The organism is Verrucomicrobiia bacterium (genome assembly GCA_036268055.1).
Classification (GTDB): domain Bacteria; phylum Verrucomicrobiota; class Verrucomicrobiia; order Limisphaerales; family Pedosphaeraceae; genus DATAUW01.
This window is the reverse complement of record DATAUW010000041.1, coordinates 159947-181096: the sequence shown is the minus strand read 5'-3', so window position 1 is coordinate 181096 and position 21150 is coordinate 159947. Positions and strand designations below refer to the sequence as shown.

At 55.6% G+C, this 21150-nt stretch carries 17 protein-coding genes; 9 read left to right on the top strand and 8 right to left on the bottom strand.

The window, feature by feature from the left end:
• Position 1: 1 nt before the first annotated feature.
• Positions 2-2260, bottom strand: a complete 2259-nt coding sequence (locus tag VH413_20465) for an ATP-binding protein (GenBank protein HEX3801077.1) — start codon at positions 2258-2260, stop codon at positions 2-4.
• 187 nt (positions 2261-2447) lie between these two features.
• Between VH413_20465 and yajC the strand changes: the two genes are divergently transcribed.
• The 5 genes from yajC (at position 2448) to VH413_20440 (ending at position 8569) form a co-directional block, all read left to right on the top strand.
• On the top strand, positions 2448-2786 hold the full coding sequence (yajC, locus tag VH413_20460) for a preprotein translocase subunit YajC (protein HEX3801076.1): 339 nt from the start codon (positions 2448-2450) through the stop codon (positions 2784-2786).
• A gap of 15 nt (positions 2787-2801) precedes the next feature.
• Complete coding sequence (gene secD / locus VH413_20455; GenBank protein HEX3801075.1) at positions 2802-5339, top strand: protein translocase subunit SecD; 2538 nt, start codon at positions 2802-2804, stop codon at positions 5337-5339.
• 11 nt (positions 5340-5350) lie between these two features.
• Positions 5351-6328 carry a TerC family protein gene (locus VH413_20450; GenBank protein HEX3801074.1) on the top strand — a complete coding sequence of 326 codons (978 nt, stop codon included), beginning with the start codon at positions 5351-5353 and terminating at the stop codon, positions 6326-6328.
• Complete coding sequence (recJ, locus tag VH413_20445) at positions 6325-8034, top strand: single-stranded-DNA-specific exonuclease RecJ (GenBank protein ID HEX3801073.1); 1710 nt, start codon at positions 6325-6327, stop codon at positions 8032-8034. Before VH413_20450 ends, recJ begins: the two co-directional genes overlap by 4 nt.
• 100 nt (positions 8035-8134) lie before the next feature.
• Complete coding sequence (locus VH413_20440; GenBank protein HEX3801072.1) at positions 8135-8569, top strand: GNAT family N-acetyltransferase; 435 nt, start codon at positions 8135-8137, stop codon at positions 8567-8569.
• A 7-nt stretch (positions 8570-8576) separates the two neighbouring features.
• On the opposite strand, the gene VH413_20435 is transcribed toward VH413_20440, so the two are convergent.
• A complete protein-coding gene (locus VH413_20435; GenBank protein HEX3801071.1) occupies positions 8577-9503 on the bottom strand; it encodes a retropepsin-like aspartic protease in 927 nt (308 codons plus the stop codon).
• 41 nt (positions 9504-9544) lie between these two features.
• Between VH413_20435 and VH413_20430 the strand changes: the two genes are divergently transcribed.
• From VH413_20430 to pnp, 3 genes are all read left to right on the top strand, one after another.
• Positions 9545-10396 (top strand): MqnA/MqnD/SBP family protein, encoded by an 852-nt coding sequence (locus VH413_20430; GenBank protein HEX3801070.1) that lies wholly within the window; start codon positions 9545-9547, stop codon positions 10394-10396.
• A gap of 140 nt (positions 10397-10536) precedes the next feature.
• Positions 10537-10794 carry a 30S ribosomal protein S15 gene (gene rpsO / locus VH413_20425; protein HEX3801069.1) on the top strand — a complete coding sequence of 86 codons (258 nt, stop codon included), beginning with the start codon at positions 10537-10539 and terminating at the stop codon, positions 10792-10794.
• 214 nt (positions 10795-11008) lie between these two features.
• Positions 11009-13321: a polyribonucleotide nucleotidyltransferase gene (gene pnp, locus VH413_20420; protein HEX3801068.1), complete on the top strand. Its 2313-nt coding sequence runs from the start codon at positions 11009-11011 to the stop codon at positions 13319-13321.
• Positions 13322-13579: 258 nt separating this feature from the next.
• Here pnp and VH413_20415 read toward each other — a convergent pair whose 3' ends face one another.
• The 5 genes from VH413_20415 to VH413_20395 form a co-directional block, all read right to left on the bottom strand.
• On the bottom strand, positions 13580-14089 hold the full coding sequence (locus tag VH413_20415) for a GNAT family N-acetyltransferase (GenBank protein HEX3801067.1): 510 nt from the start codon (positions 14087-14089) through the stop codon (positions 13580-13582).
• A 1-nt stretch (position 14090) separates the two neighbouring features.
• Positions 14091-16604, bottom strand: a complete 2514-nt coding sequence (locus VH413_20410; GenBank protein HEX3801066.1) for a DEAD/DEAH box helicase — start codon at positions 16602-16604, stop codon at positions 14091-14093.
• Between the two features lie 110 nt (positions 16605-16714).
• On the bottom strand, positions 16715-17515 hold the full coding sequence (locus tag VH413_20405; GenBank protein ID HEX3801065.1) for a dienelactone hydrolase family protein: 801 nt from the start codon (positions 17513-17515) through the stop codon (positions 16715-16717).
• Positions 17516-17729: 214 nt separating this feature from the next.
• Positions 17730-18572 carry a PP2C family serine/threonine-protein phosphatase gene (locus VH413_20400; protein ID HEX3801064.1) on the bottom strand — a complete coding sequence of 281 codons (843 nt, stop codon included), beginning with the start codon at positions 18570-18572 and terminating at the stop codon, positions 17730-17732.
• Entirely contained in the window at positions 18569-18955 is a 387-nt protein-coding gene (locus tag VH413_20395; protein ID HEX3801063.1) for a serine/threonine protein phosphatase, read from the bottom strand. The genes VH413_20400 and VH413_20395 overlap by 4 nt, the downstream gene beginning before the upstream one ends.
• A 350-nt stretch (positions 18956-19305) precedes the next feature.
• Here VH413_20395 and VH413_20390 point away from each other — a divergent pair, with 350 nt between their 5' ends.
• Complete coding sequence (locus VH413_20390; protein HEX3801062.1) at positions 19306-20331, top strand: glutamine synthetase beta-grasp domain-containing protein; 1026 nt, start codon at positions 19306-19308, stop codon at positions 20329-20331.
• Between the two features lie 298 nt (positions 20332-20629).
• Here the strand turns inward: VH413_20390 and VH413_20385 are convergent, their stop codons facing one another.
• Positions 20630-21142, bottom strand: coding sequence for a hypothetical protein (locus VH413_20385; GenBank protein ID HEX3801061.1), 513 nt, complete (start codon positions 21140-21142; stop codon positions 20630-20632).
• Between the last annotated feature and the right edge of the window lie 8 nt (positions 21143-21150).

Below are 21150 nucleotides of genomic sequence, written 5' to 3'. Positions count from 1 at the left end.
ATTACGCGTCCAAACAATTTCTTACCGCCTGCGCCAGTGTGATCCGGCTGTAGGGTTTTTGCAAAAATTGCGCGCCGTTGTTTTTGACGAGGTCGGCGCCGAGGTCGTCCACGTTGTAGCCGCTGGTGAAGATGACTTTGAGGCTGGGCTTATGGCCGAGCAAAGATTCGGCGAGGTCTTTGCCGGAGAGGCCGTCGGGCATGATCATGTCCGTGAGCAGCAGGTCAACCGCCGCCTGATGTTTTTGCCAAACGGTGAGCGCCTCCACGCCCGACGCGGCGGGGATAACGGTGTAACCGCAATCCTGAAGAATGACTTTCGCCAGGTCGCGCAAGACCGGTTCGTCTTCGACCACCAAAATCGTTTCGCCGCCGCCACGGACTTGCGTGGTGGGCACGATAAATTCCGTTTGCGATTCGGCGACACGTTCGGATATGGGAAAGAAGATTTTGAAAGTCGTGCCGCGACCGACCTGGCTTTGCACCTCGATCCAACCGGCGTGTTGTTTGACGATGCCATAAACCGTCGCGAGGCCAAGACCCGTGCCGCGACCAGCTTCCTTCGTCGTGAAAAACGGCTCGAAGATGCGTTTCATCGTGGCGGCGTCCATGCCAGTGCCGGTATCCTGCACATTCAGGCAAACGAAATTTCCGACGCGCGCATTTGCGTGCAGCTTGGCATGCGTTTCATTGATGACGGCGGGCTCGGTCTTGATCGTGAGGTCGCCGCCCCGGGGCATGGCATCGCGCGCATTGACCGCGAGGTTCATGAGGATTTGTTCCATCATGCCGGCGTCGCCTTTGATGGGAGGGAGATGCGGCGGATATTCGCAATGGAGCACGATAGTTTCGCCGATGAGCCGCTGGAGCATCTTGCTCATGTTCGTGACGATTTCTTTGAGGTCAATCGGTTTGGTCTGCATGACCTGTTTGCGGCTGAACATGAGGAGCTGGCGCGTGAGACTCGCGGCGCGTTCGGCGGCAAAGGAAACGGCTTGAATGGATGTGGTCATTGCCGGGGAAAGATTGGGCCGCGACATCAACAATCCCGAATGCCCCTGGATGATGGTGAGAATATTATTGAAGTCATGCGCGACGCCCGCCGCGAGTTGCCCGACCGATTCCATCTTTTGCACCTGGCGCAACTGTTCTTCGAGGCTCGCGCGGTCGGTATTATCTTCCACGTAACAATGAACCGCGTGGCTCGCAGTGACGGGGAAAAATGACCACGACAAAATGCGGGTGCCGGGGCGCGTTTCGACTTGCAGATGTTTTTCGCCGGTGGCGAGGCACGTTTGCACGATGTCCACGGTATTCGGCGGCAGCAACGACTCGGGATGTTCGCGGTCGAGCAACTCGGCCATTTTTTGCGCGGCGTCGTTGAAGTAGGTGAGTTTGCCGTCGCTCGAAAATTCCAGCACTGGATTGGGATTGAACTTGGCGAACGCGGCGAGTTTTTGGATTTCGGGTTCCGTGCGCTGTCGTTCGAGAGTCATCGCCAGCAACGTACCGATGGTGTGGAGAAAATGAACTTCCTCCTCGCTGAACACGCGCGGCTGCGTCGTGAAGACTCCGAGCACGCCAAACGGCCTTTGGTGTCCCTGAATAATAATGGTGACGCCGCTGACTATGCCATGATCCAGTAATAATTTATCGGGCTGAAACCGCGTCTCGCTGCGCAAGTCCGCAATCACGACCGGTTCACCAGACGTTATGCTAAAACCAGCTTGCGAACCGGTATCGGCAGCTTCGCGAACCATGCCGACGGCGTCTTCCCGCCAGCCCGTTCCGGCGAGCAGCAGCAGTTCCTTTCGGTCGGGAAGGAGTTGCAACACCTGGCAGTATTCAACCGCCAGCGCTTGCGCGACGAGGATAACCGCCTGATTGAGAAGCGTGGGCAAATCCGAGGTGACCAGCGCCAGTTGGCCCAGCGCGGCGATGGCGGTTTGCTGGTGGGCGCGATCGAGCAGCGATTCCTCCGAGCGTTCGTGTTCCTCAGTTTGGCGTTGCAGCATTTCGGCCATGCTGTCGAGCGAATGGGCGAGTTCGCCAAGTTCGGTGGGTTCATCGCGCAGGCCGGTGCGGGTCGAAAGATCGCCGGCGGCGAGTTTGCGCGCGGCAATTTGTATGGACTTGAGTTGACGGAGGATAAAGAGTTCGCCGCCGAGCCACGCGGCCCCGAGCGCGAACAAACCGATGCAAAAACCCGGCCAGAGCCAGCTTAACTTTGCATACGCCAGCACGGCCAAAGCCGGAATCATGGCCAGAAAAACAATCCCGACCATGCGAACCCGAAGACTCGAAAATCGGTTCATGGCATGTAAAAGAGGGCCAACGGCGTGATATTAGCGGGTTTGCGCAAGGGGGCAAAACTATTTTATTTTCGCTTATAACGCTTGCCAAATTTTGCGGCTTCCTTAGATTAAACGGCTCACTTTATTTATAGCTATGAGTTTGAAATTGTTTTTGGCCGACGCGGCCCCGGCCGCCGCCCAGCAGCAGCCACCGACGTGGATGACGCTGGTTCCATTCGCCTTGATGTTTGTCGCATTGTATTTCGTGATGATCCGGCCCCAATCGAAAAAGGCCAAGCAACACGCCGAGATGCTCAAAGCCGTCCGGCCGGGCGACAAGATCGTCACCAGCGGGGGATTGATCGGCATCGTCGTCAGCGTCAAGGAACGCTCCCTGGCCATCCGCTCGGCAGAAACCAAACTCGAGGTGCTCAAGTCTGCGGTCACAGAAATCACCGAGCGCTCCGGCGAAGCGGCCGCCACCGAATCTTAATTTAAAAGCAATGTCATGAATCGAAATAATCTTGGGAAATTTATCTTTGTTGTCCTCGTAGTCGTCTGGTCGTTTTACGAAATGTATCCGCCGGTGAGCCGGGACCTGGCTGTTTCTTTCGAGGAAAAAGCCGTGCGCAAAGACCCGGCCTTCACGCAGATCATGACGCATTTCAAGGAATTGCAGGCGGCCCATCCGCAACGCGAGTTTTCCAATCTGATGGAATCCGTAGGCACGAATGATCTGTCGCACTACTTTCCGTTCTACGACGTCAAGGGCGAGTTGAATCCCAATCGCGCGGTGTTGAATCGTTTGCAGCGCGAGGGCGCGGGAAAAATCCGTTTGGGCCTCGACCTTCAGGGCGGCACTTCGTTCCTGGTCGAGATGCAGACCAATCGCCTTGAAAACGCGACCAACAGCATCATTGCGCAAGAGGGCAAGGAAGCGGCGCTTTCCCAGGCGGCGGAAGTATTGCGCAAACGCGTGGATAAGTTTGGCGTCGCCGAGCCCGTGATCCAGCCGCAGGGCGATAATCGCATCCTGATCCAGTTGCCCGGTCTTTCCGAAGCCGACAAGGATGCGGCGCGGGCATCCATCCAGGAGGCGGCGTACCTGGAATTGCGCATCGTTCATGAAAACAGCGACCAATTACTCAAGGACGGCCTGGTTGAACCCGGCTATGAAATCCTGAAAGAAAAAGACACGGAGCCGGACGGCACTTCACGCATCACTCCGTATCTTGTGAAGAAGAAGCCGGAATTGACGGGCGCCTATATCACCAGCGCCTTCATGTCCCGCGATGAGATGGGACGGCCGGAAATCAATTTCACACTCAACTCGCAGGGGGCGGATATTTTTGGACAGGTCACGCGCGATAACATTGGCCGCTTGCTGGCCATCGTGCTCGACGGCGAATTGCAATCCGCGCCACGCATCAATAGCGCGATTGAAAACGGCAGCGGCGTCATCACGGGCCATTTCACCGACGCGCAGGCGCAACAGCTTGCCAACGTGCTCGAAAATCCGTTGCAAGCGCCGGTGAAAATCATCGCCGAAAACAGTGTGGACCCGACGCTCGGCAGTGACACGGTGAAAAGCGGTGTGACTTCGGCGGTGCTCGGCACGGTCTTCGTTGCGGCGTTCATGATGATTTATTATATGTTCGCCGGCGCGGTGGCGGACATTGCGCTCATCACAAATATTATCATTCTCCTTGGCGTGATGTGCTCGATTGGCACAACGCTGACGCTGCCTGGCATCGCGGGTGTGGTGCTGACCATCGGTATGGCGGTGGACGCGAACGTGCTGATCTTCGAGCGTATCCGCGAGGAATCGGCGAAGGGCAAATCTTTGCGCGGCGCGTTGCAAGCGGGCTATGACCGCGCGTTCGGCACGATTTTCGATTCGCACGTTACGACGCTGATTTCGTCGGTCATCCTGATTTACATGGGAACCGGTCCCATCAAGGGCTTCGGTGTGACGCTGACCATCGGTGTCGCCGCGAGTTTGTTCACGGCGCTGGTCGTGACGCGCTTGATTTTCGACTTCCTGATCGCGAGGGGGATGATCACGAAAATCCGCATGTTGCATTTGATTCCGGCGACCTTGAAATTGGATTTCATGAAACTGGCCAAGCCAGCCTTCGCGCTTTCCTGGACGATCATCATCGTCGGCCTCGCTTACGGCATTTTCGTGCGCGGGGACAAGATGATGGGTATTTCTTTCAAGGGCGGCGATAACCTGATCATGGGTTTTACGCAAAAAGTAGATGCGGAAAAAATTCGCACGGCGCTGACCAAGGAAGCAGGAGTATTCGATCCAGTCGTGCAATACCAGCAGGACATCGTCGGTGGCGGGGCTGAGACGCTCTCCATCACTTCTGAAAATGGCACATCTCCCAAGGTGGAATCTGTCTTGAAGAAAGATTTTCCCGAGGCTGGATTTATTCGCAAAGGTTCAGAAAATGTCGGGCCGACCATCGGCAAGGAGATTCAAACGACGGCCATTCTGGCGAGTTTGGCGTCGCTGTTCGGCATATTGATTTACGTGGCGTTCCGCTATGAATTTTCGTTCGCGGTCGGCGCGGTGCTGGCGGTGATTCACGATGTGCTGATGACCATCGGCTGCTATTGCCTGACCGGTTTATTCGGCCACGGCCGCGAATTCAACGCGACCATGGTGGCGGCGGTTCTCACGATCATCGGTTTTTCCATCAACGATACGATCGTTATCTTCGACCGTATTCGCGAAGACTTGAAATTGGGCGTGCGCGGCAGTTTCAAGGAGCTGATCAACCAGGCGTTGAACCAGACGCTGAGCCGAACGCTCATCACTTCCGGCACGGTGTTGATTGCCACGCTTTCACTTTATATTTTCGGCGGCGGCGCGATCAACGACTTCGCGTTCACCTTCCTCGTCGGTATCATCACCGGCACTTACTCCAGTATTTACATCGCCAGCGCGCTCGTCCTCTGGTGGCATAAAGGGGCGCGGCCAAAGACCGGTTCGCAAGTCGTGGTGGTGGAGAATCGGGTTTCCACCGCGCGCGGCTAAACTAAATCGCCATGCTGGCACTGGCTGAAATCTCCCCGTGGTACTGGGGAGCTTTCATCGTTTGTGTCCTCATTTTTCTCGCGTTAGATTTGGGCGTGTTCCATCGGGAACCGCGCGAAGTCAAATACAAGGAAGCGCTGGTCTGGACGATTTTGTGGTTTTCCCTCGCGGTGTTGTTCGCGGGTGGTCTGGCGCTCTTGCGCAGCCGCAAGGAGGCGGTGGAATTTTTCACCGGCTATTTTATCGAACTTTCGTTGTCCATGGACAATGTCTTCATCATCGCGCTCATCTTCACCTTTTTTCGCGTGCCGGTTTTGTATCAGCATCGCGTTTTGTTCTGGGGAATCCTTGGCGCGCTGGTCATGCGCGGCATGATGATCTGGGTCGGGGTGGAACTCATTTCACGCTTTGAATGGGTTCTCTACGTGTTCGGCGCATTCATCGTCATCACCGGCCTGAAAATGCTTTTCGGCAAAGACACCGGCGTGGATCCGGAAACCAGTTTTGTCGTTAGCGGCGTGCGAAAATTATTTCCGGTCGCGCCGGATTTTGACGGCCAAAAATTTTTCACCTGGGCCAATGGCCGCCGGGCGATGACGCCGTTGTTCCTGGTGCTGCTGCTGGTCGAGACGACGGATTTGCTTTTTGCCGTGGATTCGATTCCCGCAATCTTTGGCGTGACCCGGCGTTCCTTCATTGTTTTCACGTCGAATGTTTTTGCGATCCTGGGATTGCGGACGCTTTATTTTATTTTGGCGGGCGCGATCGGATTATTTCGTTTTCTCAAAACCGGTTTGTCCATCGTCCTCGTTTTCATCGGCGCGAAGATGCTGCTCGACCCGCATGACGATCCGCCGCGCTGGTTTCAAGTGGACATCCCCGATTCGCTGGCGCTGGTCGTGGTGGTTTTGATCATCGGCGTTTCCATCGTGGCGTCAAAATTGGTGGCGGAACGCAAACCAGCTTCGGGCGGCGGATCCGGCGCATGAAATACCGCTGGTCAGTCGCGCCCGCCCAGCCGTTGCTCGCCAACACGCTCGCCACCGGATTGAAACTTTCGCCGTGGCTCGTGCAATGCCTGATCAATCGCGGCTTCAGCGAACCTTCATCCATTGCCGCTTTTCTCGAACCGCGTCTCAAGCATTTGACCGATCCTTTTCTGTTGCCGAATATGAGTACAGCGGTCGAGCGATTGCTTCGCGCCCGTGAGAAAAATGAATCGCTGGTCATTTTCGGCGATTACGACGTGGACGGCGTGACTTCGACGGCGTTGCTCACCGAGACGTTGCGCGCGCTCGGCTGGCGTGTGAATTTTTATCTGCCGCATCGCATGGACGAGGGCTACGGGCTCAGCCAGGACGGAGTGGAAAATTGTCTGCGAAAATTTCCCTGCACGCTGATGGTCGCGGTGGATTGCGGCTCGACGGCGAATGCCTCGATCGAATGGCTCGGTCAACAAGGCGTGGAGGTTTTGGTGTTCGATCATCACCAGATTTCTTCGCCTCCACCCGCGGCGGTTGCGCTGGTCAATCCGCATATTTGCGAAGGCCTGTACCACGAATTTTGTTCGGTTGGGTTGGTCTTCAAACTGGCGCACGCGCTCGTCAAACGCGGCCGCGAATTGAATTGGCCGGCGGCGAATAATTTTGACGTGCGCACACTGCTTGACCTCGTCGCGCTCGGAACCATCGCCGACCTTGCGCCGTTGACGAATGAGAATCGCATTCTGGTGAGGATGGGATTGGAGCGACTGGGCGTGACACCGCGGCCGGGTTTGGTGGCGTTGAAAAAGGTTGCGGCGGTGACAGGCACGCCGGGAGTTTATGAAGTTGGTTTTCAACTCGCTCCGCGCCTGAACGCGGCGGGACGTCTGGAAACCGCCGAGGAGTCGTTGCAGTTATTGATGGTATCCGATCTCGCGGCGGCGGAACTGATGGCACAAGACCTTGACTTGCGAAATCGTGAGCGCCAAAAAATCGAGCGCGGCATCGCGGAGCAAGTCATCGGCGCGGTGCGTTCGCGGTTCAACCCCGAGACGGATTTTGTGATCGTGGAAGGCGAATTGCTTTGGCACATTGGCGTGGTGGGCATCGTGGCGTCGCGCGTGCTGCAACAATTTTACCGGCCAACCATCATTGTCGGCGGGGAGGGCAGCGAATGGCGTGGTTCGGGGCGAAGCATCGCCGGATTCGATTTGGCGGCGGCGTTGCGCGAGTGCAATGATCTGCTCGTGCGCCACGGCGGGCACGCGATGGCGGCGGGTTTGACGATTCAGCCGGATAATCTGGTGGCGTTGCGCGAGCGACTGAATGATTTAGCACGGCATTCATTGAAAGGTGAAATGCTGCAACCGCTGTTGCGCCTCGACGGCGAACTTGGCCTGAAAGAAATCACGGTGGACCTGGTCGAGGAATTGGAGCGATTGCAACCGATGGGGCAGGGGAATCCTGCTGTGCAATTCGTTGCGCGCAACTTAACGCAAGCGCGTCCGCTCATGCGCATGGGGCCGCAGAAACAACATGTCAAGTTGTGGTTGACTGATGGCGCGGTGACGCATGAAACCGTTTGGTGGGGCGCGGGCAAGGAGGCGTCGCTGCCGGTGGGACATTTCGACGTGGCATTCGTGCCGCAGATCAATGAATTTAATGGGCGGCGGACGGTGCAGTTGAAGATGCTGGATTGGCGGGCGGTTTGATGGGAGTAGCCAGGGTTTGGGCGAATGGACGCGCCAAGGGAATGTTAAGGTGGTGACGAAAATCTTTAACTGCACGAGAACAAAATGGGTTTTCAAAATTATGAGTTACGTGATCAAGCCGATGACGATTAAGGATTTTGATGAGGTTACTGCGCTTTGGCGGGCGACTGAGGGCGTGGGGTTGAGCGAGTCCGACAGCCACGAAAACACGGTGATTTATCTGAAGCATAATCGGGGCTTGAGCCAGGTGGCGCGGCTTGAGAATGGAAAACTCGTGGGCGCAATGTTGTGCGGGCACGATGGCCGCCGGGGATATTTGCATCATTTGGCGGTTGCAAAAGATTTTCGCGGGCAGGGCATTGGCACTCAGATCGTGCTGCGCTGTCTCGAAAAGTTAAATCGGCTTGGGATCGTTAAATGCAATATCTTCGTCTATGCGAATAATGCCGGCGGCAAAGCGTTCTGGAAACATCTCGGCTGGGAAATCCGAAATGAGCTTCGGATGATGCAGGTATTCACGGGGCGGAAAAAATAATTGCAGTCTATTCGCCGAGCGACATCCATCCGGCATTCGCATTCAATATAAGCCGTCCGCCTTCGAGTAGATCCATGCCGATGACGTTGTCGTGCCACGTTAATATAGGAAAATTGGTACGACTGATTGGGCCGAGTTGAAAAATATCCAGGCTGGCCTGGGTTTGTTGTAGCGGGCTGATTTCGGCGATGTCCGCGCGCGGAATTTTGACTTGGGAAATTTTGGCGGCAGGAATGTACAATCGGCGCAATTCATTTTCGGTGATCGAAGAACTGTAAGCGCCGGTATCCACGGCAAATTCGACCGGTGAACCGTTCACAGTAGCGTTTAGAAAAATTCGACGTTTTCGTGAGACAATCGGTATTGCGTTGGGTGGTTTGGGAGCTGGTTCGGGATCGAGCGTCAATAGATGTTTTTTCCAATCGAAGCTGCAGACAACCTTGCTCAAAATATTATTTCCCAAGATGCCGTCCAAATGCGTGTGCGTCGCTCGATTCAGATGGTCGAGGCTGAGAATCGGCACGTAGAAATTGGCGAAGAGCAATCCGTCGAACCAGGCAGAATTCAATTTTGCGTAGCGCACTTGCTGATGCAGTGGATTGGGTCCGCCGAATTTCCCGCGCGTGGCGGTTTTTAACAGGCCGATCTTTTCCGCGAATTGCGGCGTGATGACGGTGGTTTCGGAGCCGGTGTCCAAGGCGAAAATTCCCCGCACGCCGCCAAGCTCGGCGCTCACTTGCCATTGGTGATTGCCGACGGGCGTCATCGGCAATTCGACGCGCGATTTCAGGATCATCAGGTCGGGCTCGAAGGAATCTTTCGTGGGTTGCGGCGGGTTGGAGGCGCAACCCACGAGCAGGCCCAGGCAAATGAGCGTCATCAACCGCAGCATTCCCGGAAAATATCCGCACTCGGTTGCGCGCTCAATGAACATTTTTATTCGACACATCGCCGTTTGCCACGGAAGAATGACGCATGGACAATAAGATTTTGACGCTGGGACATTCGCCGGACCCAGACGATGCCTTTATGTTTTACGGGCTGGCGAAGGAATTGATTCCCAGCCACGGTTTTAGATTCGAACACATTTTGCAGGACATCCAGACGCTGAATGAACGCGCCACGCGCGGCGAACTGGACATTTCCGCGATCAGCATCCACGCCTATGCCTACGTGAGCGAACAATACGCGCTGCTGCCGAGCGGCGCGAGCATGGGCGATGGCTATGGCCCGATGCTCGTGGCGAAACAAACATTTTCCAAAGAGGAAGTGGCGCGAAAAAAAATCGCAGTTCCCGGCACGATGACGAGCGCGTTTCTTGCGTTGCAATTATGGCTCGGCAAACCGGCGAAGGATTTCAATTACATTGTCGTGCCATTCGATAAAATTTTTGAGGCCGTGCGCAGCGGCGCAGCCGAAGTCGGCCTGATCATTCACGAAGGTCAACTGACGTATCGCAATGAGGGACTGGTCGTGTGCGAGGATTTGGGAGTCTGGTGGGGCAGGGAAAATGAGGGGTTGCCATTGCCGCTGGGCGGAAATGTGATCCACAAGCGTTTTGCGCCAGCGGTGCGCAAGCAGATTTCGGACGTGCTCACCGCGAGCATTCAGTTCAGTTTGGACCATCGCGCAGAAGCGGTGCAGCACGCGCTTCAATATGCGCGCGACATGGGCCGCGACTTGGCCGACAAATTTGTCGGCATGTATGTGAACCATTGGACACTTGACTATGGTGAAAAGGGGCGGAAATCCATCCGGCGATTTTTAGGCCGGGGTTTTGAACAGGGGTTGCTGGGGCATCGGCAGGAACTGGAGTTCGTGGTCTGATGTCACTTTATTCCAGCATGGTCGGCGTGGAAGTCCCGCTGGCAGAGCAGTTAAAACGGGTGGGAAAGTGCTTTACAGCCTTTTGAAATCCACTTAATGTTACAGACCTTTAATTTTAAAGAAACATTTACGAGTTAATTATGGAAGCAAAAGTGAAGACGATTGACGGATTTAAATTGCACGAGCGCGACACCGGCTCGGCGGATGTGCAGATCGCGTTATTGACGCAGCGGATCAACCATTTGACTGAGCATCTGCAAAAGAATTTGAAAGACCACAGCTCGCGCCGCGGGTTGCTGGTGATGGTCGGCCAACGCCGCCGTTTGCTGGATTATCTGCACAACACCGACGTCAGCCGCTACACGGCGGTGACGAAGAAGCTCAAGTTGCGCAAGTAATCGGTATGGGGCAGGGGGCGCTTCACCGTGGTTCACATGGAGGGCGGGCCTTCGCCATTTATTTTCATTTAATCGGGACGGGGAACGTGGCCGGACCGATTTTCACCTCAACGACCGCACGTTTTAACAACTCCGCTCCTGGGTAATTTCAATCAGCACCTGCGCTACAGGTGTTCACTGAAGTTTCTCGTGGCAGCGGGTAGAAATAAACTCTATGCCAGAAAAAATTAGCGCCTCGTTAGGCGACAAGCAGATTCACATCGAAACCGGGAAACTTGCCAAGCAGGCGGACGGCGCTGTAACCGTCCAACTCGGTGAAACCATCGTCCTCGTGGCCGCCGTTGCCGCGGTGAAGGCCAAGCCCGGCCAGGAATTTTTCCCCCTCACGGTGGATTACCGTGAAAAAGCCGCCGCTGCCGGAAAATTCCCCGGCGGTTACTTCAAGCGCGAAGGCCGCCCGACGGAAAAAGAAATTCTCACCTGCCGTTTGACCGATCGCCCGATTCGTCCGTTGTTCCCCAAAGGCTGGTATAACGAAGTCCAAGTGCAAACCGTAGTGCTCAGCGCCGACGGTGAAAACGATCCTGACATTCTCAGTATCATCGGCGCTTCGGCGGCGTTGTCGGTGAGTGATATTCCGTGGGACGGTCCGCTGGGCGCGTTGCGCATCGGCCGCATCGGCGGCAAGTTTGTTGCGAACCCGACGCATGTCGAAATGGCCGAGAGCGATCTCGACCTCGTGTATGTCGGCAACTCCAAAGACATCGTCATGTATGAAGGCGCGGCCAAGGAAATTTCCGAGGCTGACTTCAACGCCGCTTTGAAATTCGGCCATGAAGCCTGCCAGCCGCTGATCGAAGCGCAGAAAAAATTGGCCGCCGCCGCCGGCAAAAAGAAGCGGACGATCACGACGACGATTGTTCCGGAAGAAGTTTTGAAGGAAGCGAAGTCGCTCGCGGGCGATCGCATTATTCCGGCATTGTTGACTCCGGGAAAACTCGCGCGCGAAGCTGCGGTCAGCGCGATCTTTGCCGAAGTCGGTAAGAAACTCGTGGAAAAATTCGGGGCAGAAAAAGTGACGGACTTCATGTTGAAAGACGTCGCATACTATCTGCAAAAGGAAAATGTCCGCGCGCTCGTGCTGGATCACGGCAAGCGTTTGGATGGTCGCGCGATGGACACCGTGCGCGCCATCTCGACTGAGGCGGGCATTCTCCCTCGCGCTCACGGTTCGGCGATCTTCGCTCGCGGTGAAACCCAAGCCGTCACGCTCGTCACGCTTGGCACCGGCGAAGACGCTCAGGAATTTGATTCCTACACTGGCGGCAAAAACGAGAAGAAGTTTCTCCTCCATTATAACTTCCCGAATTTCTCGGTTGGCGAAACCGGCCGCATTAGCGGTCCCGGACGCCGCGAGATTGGCCACGGCGCGTTGGCGGAACGCTCGCTCGAATCCATGTTGCCCGCGGAATATCCCTATGCGGTGCGCGTGGTGAGCGAAATCATGGAATCGAATGGTTCCACTTCGATGGCGTCGGTCTGCGGCGGCACGCTGGCATTGCTCGACGCAGGTGTTCCGATGATTCGCCCGGTCGCGGGCATCAGCATCGGCATCTGCACTGATCATGATGATCTCGACAATATTTCCCGCTATAAACTGCTCACCGACATCATCGGTTGGGAAGACGGTTTCTGCGACATGGATTGCAAAATCGCCGGCACGGAAAAGGGCATCACCGGTTTTCAGTTGGACTTGAAGCTCCGCGGTATTTCGCATGAATTGATGTCGGAAGCCGTTGAGCGCGCCCGCGTGGCTCGTTTGTTCGTGCTGGGCGAAATGGCCAAGACGCTGTCCGCGCCGCGCGCCGAATTGAGCAAGTACGCTCCGCGCATCATCACCCTGAAGATCAATCCGGAAAAGATTGGTGCGCTGATCGGACCTGGCGGTAAGAACATCAAACGCCTGGTCGAAGAATCTGGTTGCGAAATCAACATCGAAGACGATGGCACGGTGAATATTTATTCCGTGTCGTCCGAAGGCATGAAGATTGCGCGCGAATCCATCGAGGGCATGACGGCGGAAGCGGAGATCGGCAAGATCTATCGCGGACGGGTCGTGACCATCAAGGAATTCGGCGCGTTCGTGGAATTCCTGCCGGGCAAGGACGGCTTGGTTCACATCAGCGAACTGGCGAATTTCCGCGTCAAGCAGACCGAAGACATCGTCAAGATCGGTGACGAAATCTGGGTCAAGTGCCTGGGCGTGGATGAAAAAGGCCGCGTAAAACTTTCGCGCCGCGCCGCCATGGCCGACCGCGATGCCGAAATGGGCGGGGGCACACCTCCTCCAGAAGGCGCTGCCGGTGCCGACGGACAGCCGGCCGATGTGGGCCGTGGTTCGGACGAAGAGCAGCAGCCTCGCGATGGCCGCGGTGATGATCGTGGCCGGGGTGGCGATCGTGGTGGACGCCGGGACAATCGTCCTCCGCGCGATGACCGCCGTAGCGGGCCGCGTCCTGCCCGCTGATAGCGCGGTTAGGCTGAATTAATTATTTACACGAGGCGGACTGGAAACAGTCCGCCTTTTTTATTTTCTCATCGCTTAGAGCATCTCCACAAATTATGTAGCGGTGTGGTAGTGCCCTGAAAGGAAGCGGTCTTTTTGGCTTTTGGCTTCGTTTTGGCTCAGTCACAGGCCACTGCGGGCCTGCTTCCTTCGCCAAAGCCTCGCCAAAAGCCAAAAATCCTCGCTTCACACCGCTACATAATTTCTGTCAATGCTCTACTATTCGTGCGGCAATTTTTGGGCGGCGAGATTTTTGATCACATCGCCTGTCATGCGCTGGATGATCCATTCGCTCAGCGGATTTGCGCCGATGGATCTGTAGAAATCAATCGAGGGCTGGTTCCAATCGAGGACGGACCATTCGAAACGCCCGCAATCACGTTCGCAAGCGAGCCGGGCAAGATAGACCATCAACGCTTTGCCATAACCGCGTCCGCGAAATTCCGGCAGCACGAAAACATCTTCGAGATAAATTCCCGGCTTGCCGAGAAACGTCGAGAAGTTATGAAAGAAAACAGCGAAACCCACCGGGACATCGCCTTCGCTGGCGAGAAGCACTTCGGCGGATTTTTTTTCGAAGAGCGTGTGCCGCAGCAGTTCTTCAGTCGCGGTGACTTGATGGGAAAGTTTTTCGTAATCGGCCAAGGCCCGGATGAATTTGAGAATGGCGGGAACGTCTTCGACCGTTGCGGGACGGATATTAAATTTTTTGTCCATTGATCGTGACATATTAATGGCGGCGAAGAATTAGGCGGTGGTCAACGCGTTTGGTTTGGTGATATTCCAAGGGCGGCAAGGTTGTCAGCGTGGGCGATTCGGTTTCCTGCAGGGTCGCGCGCGCAACATTCTTAAGGTCACGCCAGCGCGGCCAATCCAGATCGGGCGCGTGGATGATCTGGCGCAACAGGCTCCGCCACTCGATAATGATGCGGTCAATGTCACCCGCGCCGAGCAGGTCGGTGATGTAAGCGTGTTTGTTGGCGGGATTTTTATGGACGGCGGCGACGACTTGCTCCGCGCCCGCGCCGTATTTCGGTGGCATACCGTTTTCCAAATATCCAGTGACGGATTGCAGCCCAAAAATCTGGTGGCAGGCGATGGCGAGGCGGCCGGCCCAGCGATTGTCTTCACCGCAAAAACGAAAACCGGCGTCCAAATTCGCCAGGTCGTAAATCATTTCGTCGAGCGGATAATTCAGGTCTTCGAGCGCGGCAGCGATGGCGAGTCCATCGCCTTGCGAAAAAAAACTGACGACCTGGCCGCGCAACGTCGGCACGCCGGCGGCATCCACCAAACCGAGACGGCGCCACAGCAATGCCGTGCCGGTGTTCGTGGGTAATTCGCGGCACACGGGAACCAGGGAGCAACGCGCGCAGTCGGGCGGCAGAACGTCACGTTCGACGGGCCGCCACAGCGCGACGCCGTGAGCGTCCACCGGCACGCGCAAGGTGAGTTCGGCAAGACTCACTTGCGCCATGATGCGATGGCCTTGGGTCACGATGCGAACGACGGGAGTTTTTTGTTGCGCCAATTTTTCCGTGAGCAGTGGCGCAATTTTTTCCGTCCACACGGCGAGCGGCGCCTGGCGTCCATTCCAATCGAGCAATCGTCGAACCCACTTGGCGATGATGACGCGGTCATCGTTCAATTTGTCGGCGACGGTCATGGCCCGGCCATAAATTTTTGGCGCGCCGGGTTCGGAGAGGATGCAGAGATTTCCGATGCCCACTTTTTCTAAGGCAGCAGGAATTCCGAGTGCGGAGTGCGGAATGCGGAGTGCGGAATTAGGGGAAGCGGATGCATCGGGGGTGGTTTGTGCGGGAAGTGAGAAAATTTCGCGCAAGGGTTTTTCGACGGGATCGGGAATGGGTTGCCATTCGCCGCGCGTGTTGAACATTTCGCGGTAATGTTTGCGGACGTGGCGGGCGCGCTCGGCGTCGGTTTTCAGGCCGCAGGGAACGTCGGGATGTTTTAGAGATTCTTCGACGCCGAGGAAAATAGGCTTGGTGGTGAACAGGCGTTCCTGGATGCGGACGGCTTCGCGGAAAGGGTCGCGCTGATGTTGCGCGGCGAGGGTCATCAGGCCGAGCAGCGCGCTCCAATCCACGGCGGCGCTGCGCGCGAGATGCGCGGGATGCGCATCGAGCAGGCGCAGTTCATTCGCGGTCACGAGCGCGAAACCGGTTTCGTCGAGCCCACGCCGTCCCGCGCGGCCGAACATCTGAAGAATTTCGTCCGCCTTGAGCGGTTGCTCGAGTTGATCGCGGCGATAGGACGCGCCCGCGAGCGCGACGCTGCGCAGGGAAAAATTAATTCCGGCGGCAAGACCCATCGTGGCGACGACAATGCGCAGTTGGCCTGCCTTCGCGAGTGGTTCGATGACGCCCGCCCGCGCGCCATAACTTAGACCGCTGTGATGATAAGCGATGCGGCTTTTTAAAAGCTTGGCGAGATGATCGCCGACGATCAGTTTTTGTTCGGCGCTGAGTTGAAGCGGATTGGGCGTGGGCAAATTGCGCGCGAGTTCGGCGGCCATGGATTCCGCCGCCTGACGCCGCGGCGCGAAAATCAAAATCGGCCCAAGGTCTTCGGCGAGGCATTTGGCGGCGAGGCGCGGCCAGTAACCGCGAATGTCGCTGGGCAAATGATAACTGATATTGTTCGCGAGAACTTCTTCCAGCGGAACCGGGCGATGATCGTGGCGGATGAGCACGGCGGAACGGCCAAGGCGTTGCAGCCATTTCACGACGTCATTGGGATTGGCGACGCTGCCGCTGAGCAGGAGAAATTGCGTGTGCGGGGGCGCGAGCGCGAGGGCGAGTTCATAGTTGAGGCCGCGATCAGCGTCGCCGATCATTTGATATTCGTCCACGACGAGCAGGGCGGGGCCATCGCCCTGGATGAGGCGATTTTTTTGGGTCTCAAGAGTGGCGACCAAAATCGGCGCGTGAAGATTTTCGGCAAGATCGCCGGTAGCGATGCCGACATCCCAGCCGCGGGCGCGCCATTCGGCAAGTTTGTCGTTGGCGAGCGCGCGAGTGGGGACGGTGTAAATTGCCTGGCCGCGATTTTTTCCGGCGTTAGACCAAAGCTCGAAGATCAGCGTCTTGCCGGCACCGGTGGGGGCCTGAACGACGACATTTTTTCCGTCGCGCAATGCTGCCACGGCTTGCTGCTGCCAAAGATCAGGGACGGTGACTTGGTTCAGCGCGGGATGCGATGCGAGTTGTTCGGCGAACGACACGGTTTAAGCATAACCGAAGTCGGTGGCGCGGGAAATGGAAATAGATTTTTTGACGCAGAGGCGCAGAGACGCAGAGGCGCAGAGTGGAGGAAATGAATCAGAGAGAAAAGTTAATGAGTCGAAATTTTTGAGGATTTTGATGAATCAGTTGATGATGGGGAGACGTCGCCTTCGTTGAGTTTGCGTTTGAAGAGGTCGAAGACGAGACCGTAGGAAATGAGCGCGAGTTCGGGATCGTAGCGTGCGCCTTCATCGCGGAGGAAGGCATGCTGGCCGTTGAATTCGTGCCAGGTGAAATTGACCCCGGCGGCGGTCATCGCCTGATAAACGAGAGCGCGGCCTTCGGTGGGAATGTGCGGGTCCTGGCGTCCCCAGACCATGAGCATCTCGCCTTTGATTTCCTTCATGCGATCGAGCGAATTATCGTTCATGCCTTTGCCGAGGCTGCGCTTGTGAATATCGGTGGCGTAAAAGCAAGCGCCGGCTTGCACGTCGGAATTCATCGCGGCGCGAAATGAAAGATGGCCGCCGATGCAAATGCCCATCGAACCTAATTTGCCAGTGCAATAGGGAAGTGACTTGAGATGATCGAGAGCGGCGCGGGCGTCGGCATCGTAGCTGGAAAGTTCCTTGGCGGTCTTGTCGGCGTTGCCGCGTTCGGCGCCGGCGGTGTCATACGCAAGGACGGTGCCGGATGGTTCGAGTTCGTGATAAATTTCTGGAACGGCGACGACGAAACCGTGCCCGGCGAGCATCGCGGCGGTGCGGCGGATGGGGCCGGTGATTTGAAATATTTCAGAGAAAAAAACGACGCCGGGATAACGTCCCGCGGCTGCCGGGCGATAGATGTGCGTGCGCATCGGGCCGGTGGGGGTGGAGATGTCCACAATCTCGGGGTCTTTGATAGTCATGACGGGATTGTGATGGGCGCGGGACGCGATTCAAGCGGGAAATTTTTTTGCGGAAGAGTGGGATGAGTGGTGGTCGCAGGTTTCATAAAGGAATTCTTTCGTCCCTGCGGGACTTGGCTTGCAATGGATTTAAACCCAGCAATAAATTGCTGGGCAAAGATCTGTCGTCCCTACGGGACTGCGGAGTCTCTACCGGGGAAGGTGCCGAGGTACATTAATGCACTTGGATGACGAGGGCGGTGATGTTGTCGCGGCCACCGGTTTCGAGGGCGGCCTGGACGAGTTGTTGGGCGGGATTGATTTCTTTTTTTCGGCGCCTGGAAGGTTTTATGAGGTCGGCAATTTGGTGATCGTACAGGCCGTCAATCAAGCCATCGCTGCAAATGAGAAAAACGTCTCCCGCTTCGCAGCCGATTGCGCCGACTTGCGGGTCCACGAATTGATTAGCGCCGCCGAGCGCTTTTTGAAGGACGTTGCGGCGCGGATGCGTGCGGGCTTCGCGCTCGTTGATTTGGCCGTTGCGAAAAAGCCAGCCGACATGAGTATCGTCATGAGTCACCTGGCGAATCTGGCCGGTGGCGGCGGGCAGGTAATAAAGGCGGCTGTCGCCGATGTGACCGAAGTAAAGCCATAACGGTGTGAACCAGCCGAGCGTCAATGTGGCTTCCATGCCGGCACATTCCTCGTAGGAACTGCCGAGGTAGGCGAGGGCGCGATGCGTTTCGGTAAAAAGTTCGGTGAGCAAATCGCTGAAGCCGGCCTCCATCCCCAAAGCGGAATGTCGAAATGCCTTTGGGAGGAGCGTGGTGATTTTATCCACGGCGATCTTGCTAGCATATTCGCCTGCGAGCGCGCCGCCCATGCCATCGCTGACGGCGAAAACGTAATCGTGATTTTGCACGGCGGCTTCGCCGACCTTGCCGAGGCGATGCGTTTCGCGGGCGTCGAATTGCAGGCCGAGAAAAGCGTCCTCATTGTTCGCGCGGACTTTGCCACGGTCCGTCCAGCCGAACCATTTCAGGGAAGTTGCGGGATTGGCGGGGGTGGGCGATTTCATGAGTGATGTTTTGGCAGCAAGGTGGCGAACTCGAAATCCACGAGACAGAAGCGGCCATCGGATTGGCGATAGGTGACGTTGCGGACATCGGGATCGTCGTGGCGAACGCCGAAGGTTTCCAGTTCGGCGAATAATTCCTTCGTGCGTTTTTCATCGAGATGCTCGACGCGCGTGCCGCAATTCGTCGTGATGATGCGCAGGCGTTTTTCGTCCGCTTCGAGCAAGCGCGGGACGAAAGTGCAGCCCTTCGCCTCGAGAAAGCGCAACACTTCGACTTCATGCGTGAAGCGCTTTTCAGCGTCGGGTCCGTGGTAGGCTTTGATTACGCGGCCATCGAAGGTGAGATTCACGGTCGAGCGCAGAGTGTCTTTGACTTTCAACATAATAATAGCCGCGAGCCGCGCGACGCCGGAGCATGGCGCATCCGAAGTGAATTGAAAAGCTGGTTTGCAGCGAGGAAATGTGTGACGACATTTTCAAAGATTATTTTTGAACAGCATGGGCAAATGTGAACAGAAAATTTACCGGAAGAAAGTCTTCGATGTGTAAAATCCATGATTGTCGAAATATTTGATGGCCAAGCATTAATACATTTTTTTTTGAATTGGCGAAAGCAAAGCGCTTGCAATTTGGCATCGTCTCTGCTGATGATGGAAACATCCGATTGCAATACAAGCGGCTGCTTGTTTTTACTCTCGTGATACGAAGCTAAATCAAAAACAAAATTACGCACATGGCGAAATACAAATTAGAATATATCTGGCTCGACGGCTATCAACCCGTGCCCAACCTCCGCGGCAAAACTCAAATCAAGGAATTTGATACTTTTCCCACGCTCGAAATGTTGCCGTTCTGGGGCTTTGACGGAAGTTCGACCCGCCAGGCCGAAGGCCGCAGTTCTGATTGCATGCTCAAGCCCGTCGCGGTTTATCCCGATTCCACGCGCAAGAACGGCGTGCTCGTCATGTGCGAAGTCATGATGCCCGATTGCAAGACCCCGCATCCGAGCAACAGCCGCGCGACCATTTTGGACGATCCCGGCGCCTGGTTCGGCTATGAGCAGGAATATTTCCTTTACAAGGACGGCGCTCCCCTGGGCTTCCCCAAAGGCGGCGGTTTCCCTCCGCCCCAGGGTGAATATTATACCGGCGTGGGTTACAAGAACGTGGGCTGCATCGCCCGCGAAATTGTCGAAAAGCATTTGGAAGTCTGCCTGGACGCCGGCATCAATCATGAAGGCATCAATTCCGAAGTGGCCAAGGGCCAGTGGGAATTCCAGATCTTCGGCAAGGGTTCCAAGACCGCGGCCGACCAGATGTGGATGGCGCGCTACCTGTTGATGCGCCTGTGCGAAACCTACGGCGTGGATGTCAACTGGCATTGCAAACCGCTGGGCGTGGACGTGGATTGGAACGGCTCGGGCATGCACAGCAATTTCTCGACGACTTACATGCGCGAAAAAGGCGGCAAGAAATATTTCGAGAAACTGATGGCGGCGTTCGACAAGTACAAGAACGAACACATCGCCGTTTACGGGCCGGACAATCATCTGCGCCTGACGGGCCTGCATGAAACGCAGTCCATTGACAAGTTCAACTATGGCATCGCCAACCGTGGCGCGTCGGTGCGTGTGCCGCACAGCTTTGTCAATAATGATTACCGGGGTTACTTGGAAGATCGCCGTCCGAACTCGCAGGGTGATCCGTACAAGATCGCCAGCCGCATCCTGCAGACGATTGCGACGGTTCCGACCAAGTAATCGCCAGAGATTTTAAACATGACGGCGCGGACTTAATGGTCCGCGCCGTTTTTGTTTTTCAATTTGGAGTGAGTGCGGATGAAAAGCAAAGAAGGTCAGAAGAAGGTGCGTCGCACTTTTTTCAGTTAAAGCCTTTCAACTGGCTCTAAGCACTGTTGGCTTTTGCATACTTTCTTACAAGAAAGCAATACGAGGAGGATACAGTTTCATTCTCTCTAAGGACGATCTTTTCGATCAGACTTTCAAACTTTTTTCAATGACCGCGCTGTCGTAATAGTAATTCATTATTAAAAAAAAGTCAGCAGTTGGACATCAAACTGAGATGTTTTCCGATCAGCCGAGCACAATCTATTTTCCCGGCATGAAGGGCTTCTTCTGAAGGGTTTTTGCCCATACAGTTAGGTTGCATCAATAAATCGGCTGGACCATTCCTTAAAAATACTTCTAAAATATTTTTGTTGCCCGCTTGTGCTGCTGTGTGAAAAAGATTGAATTTATCTGCACGCGAAGGTTCTTCAAATTTTACACCCTTCGAGAATAAAAATTCTGCCACCCCAGCGCTTTCTGGTGAAAATATTGTCCAATACAAAGGGCCATGTGAGTTATTGTCCAATTTGTTAATATTGGCACCGAGGTCTAATGCTAGTTTCACAGCGTCAATTCCACTCGATATTATGATTGACCAAACACTGTCTCCCGCATCAGTGAGCCCATTGATTTCCGCGCGATCTTCTATAAGTCTAATCGCTTCATTTTTATCCAAATGTGAGATTGCGTAAAAAAGGTTTTCGTTTTTATTTTCAATAGGCATAGCGATAC

What these genes read in the sequence shown, in the direction of transcription:
- VH413_20385 (HEX3801061.1), bottom strand. Translation starts at nt 21,142, where the DNA reads ATGCCTATTGAAAATAAAAACGAAAACCTTTTTTACGCAATCTCACAT.
- VH413_20430 (HEX3801070.1), top strand. Translation starts at nt 9,545, where the DNA reads ATGGACAATAAGATTTTGACGCTGGGACATTCGCCGGACCCAGACGAT.
- yajC (HEX3801076.1), top strand. Translation starts at nt 2,448, where the DNA reads ATGAGTTTGAAATTGTTTTTGGCCGACGCGGCCCCGGCCGCCGCCCAG.
- VH413_20435 (HEX3801071.1), bottom strand. Translation starts at nt 9,503, where the DNA reads ATGTTCATTGAGCGCGCAACCGAGTGCGGATATTTTCCGGGAATGCTG.
- VH413_20390 (HEX3801062.1), top strand. Translation starts at nt 19,306, where the DNA reads ATGGCGAAATACAAATTAGAATATATCTGGCTCGACGGCTATCAACCC.
- VH413_20465 (HEX3801077.1), bottom strand. Translation starts at nt 2,260, where the DNA reads ATGATTCCGGCTTTGGCCGTGCTGGCGTATGCAAAGTTAAGCTGGCTC.
- recJ (HEX3801073.1), top strand. Translation starts at nt 6,325, where the DNA reads ATGAAATACCGCTGGTCAGTCGCGCCCGCCCAGCCGTTGCTCGCCAAC.
- VH413_20415 (HEX3801067.1), bottom strand. Translation starts at nt 14,089, where the DNA reads ATGTCACGATCAATGGACAAAAAATTTAATATCCGTCCCGCAACGGTC.
- VH413_20450 (HEX3801074.1), top strand. Translation starts at nt 5,351, where the DNA reads ATGCTGGCACTGGCTGAAATCTCCCCGTGGTACTGGGGAGCTTTCATC.
- rpsO (HEX3801069.1), top strand. Translation starts at nt 10,537, where the DNA reads ATGGAAGCAAAAGTGAAGACGATTGACGGATTTAAATTGCACGAGCGC.
- VH413_20400 (HEX3801064.1), bottom strand. Translation starts at nt 18,572, where the DNA reads ATGAAATCGCCCACCCCCGCCAATCCCGCAACTTCCCTGAAATGGTTC.
- secD (HEX3801075.1), top strand. Translation starts at nt 2,802, where the DNA reads ATGAATCGAAATAATCTTGGGAAATTTATCTTTGTTGTCCTCGTAGTC.
- pnp (HEX3801068.1), top strand. Translation starts at nt 11,009, where the DNA reads ATGCCAGAAAAAATTAGCGCCTCGTTAGGCGACAAGCAGATTCACATC.
- VH413_20440 (HEX3801072.1), top strand. Translation starts at nt 8,135, where the DNA reads ATGAGTTACGTGATCAAGCCGATGACGATTAAGGATTTTGATGAGGTT.
- VH413_20405 (HEX3801065.1), bottom strand. Translation starts at nt 17,515, where the DNA reads ATGACTATCAAAGACCCCGAGATTGTGGACATCTCCACCCCCACCGGC.
- VH413_20395 (HEX3801063.1), bottom strand. Translation starts at nt 18,955, where the DNA reads ATGTTGAAAGTCAAAGACACTCTGCGCTCGACCGTGAATCTCACCTTC.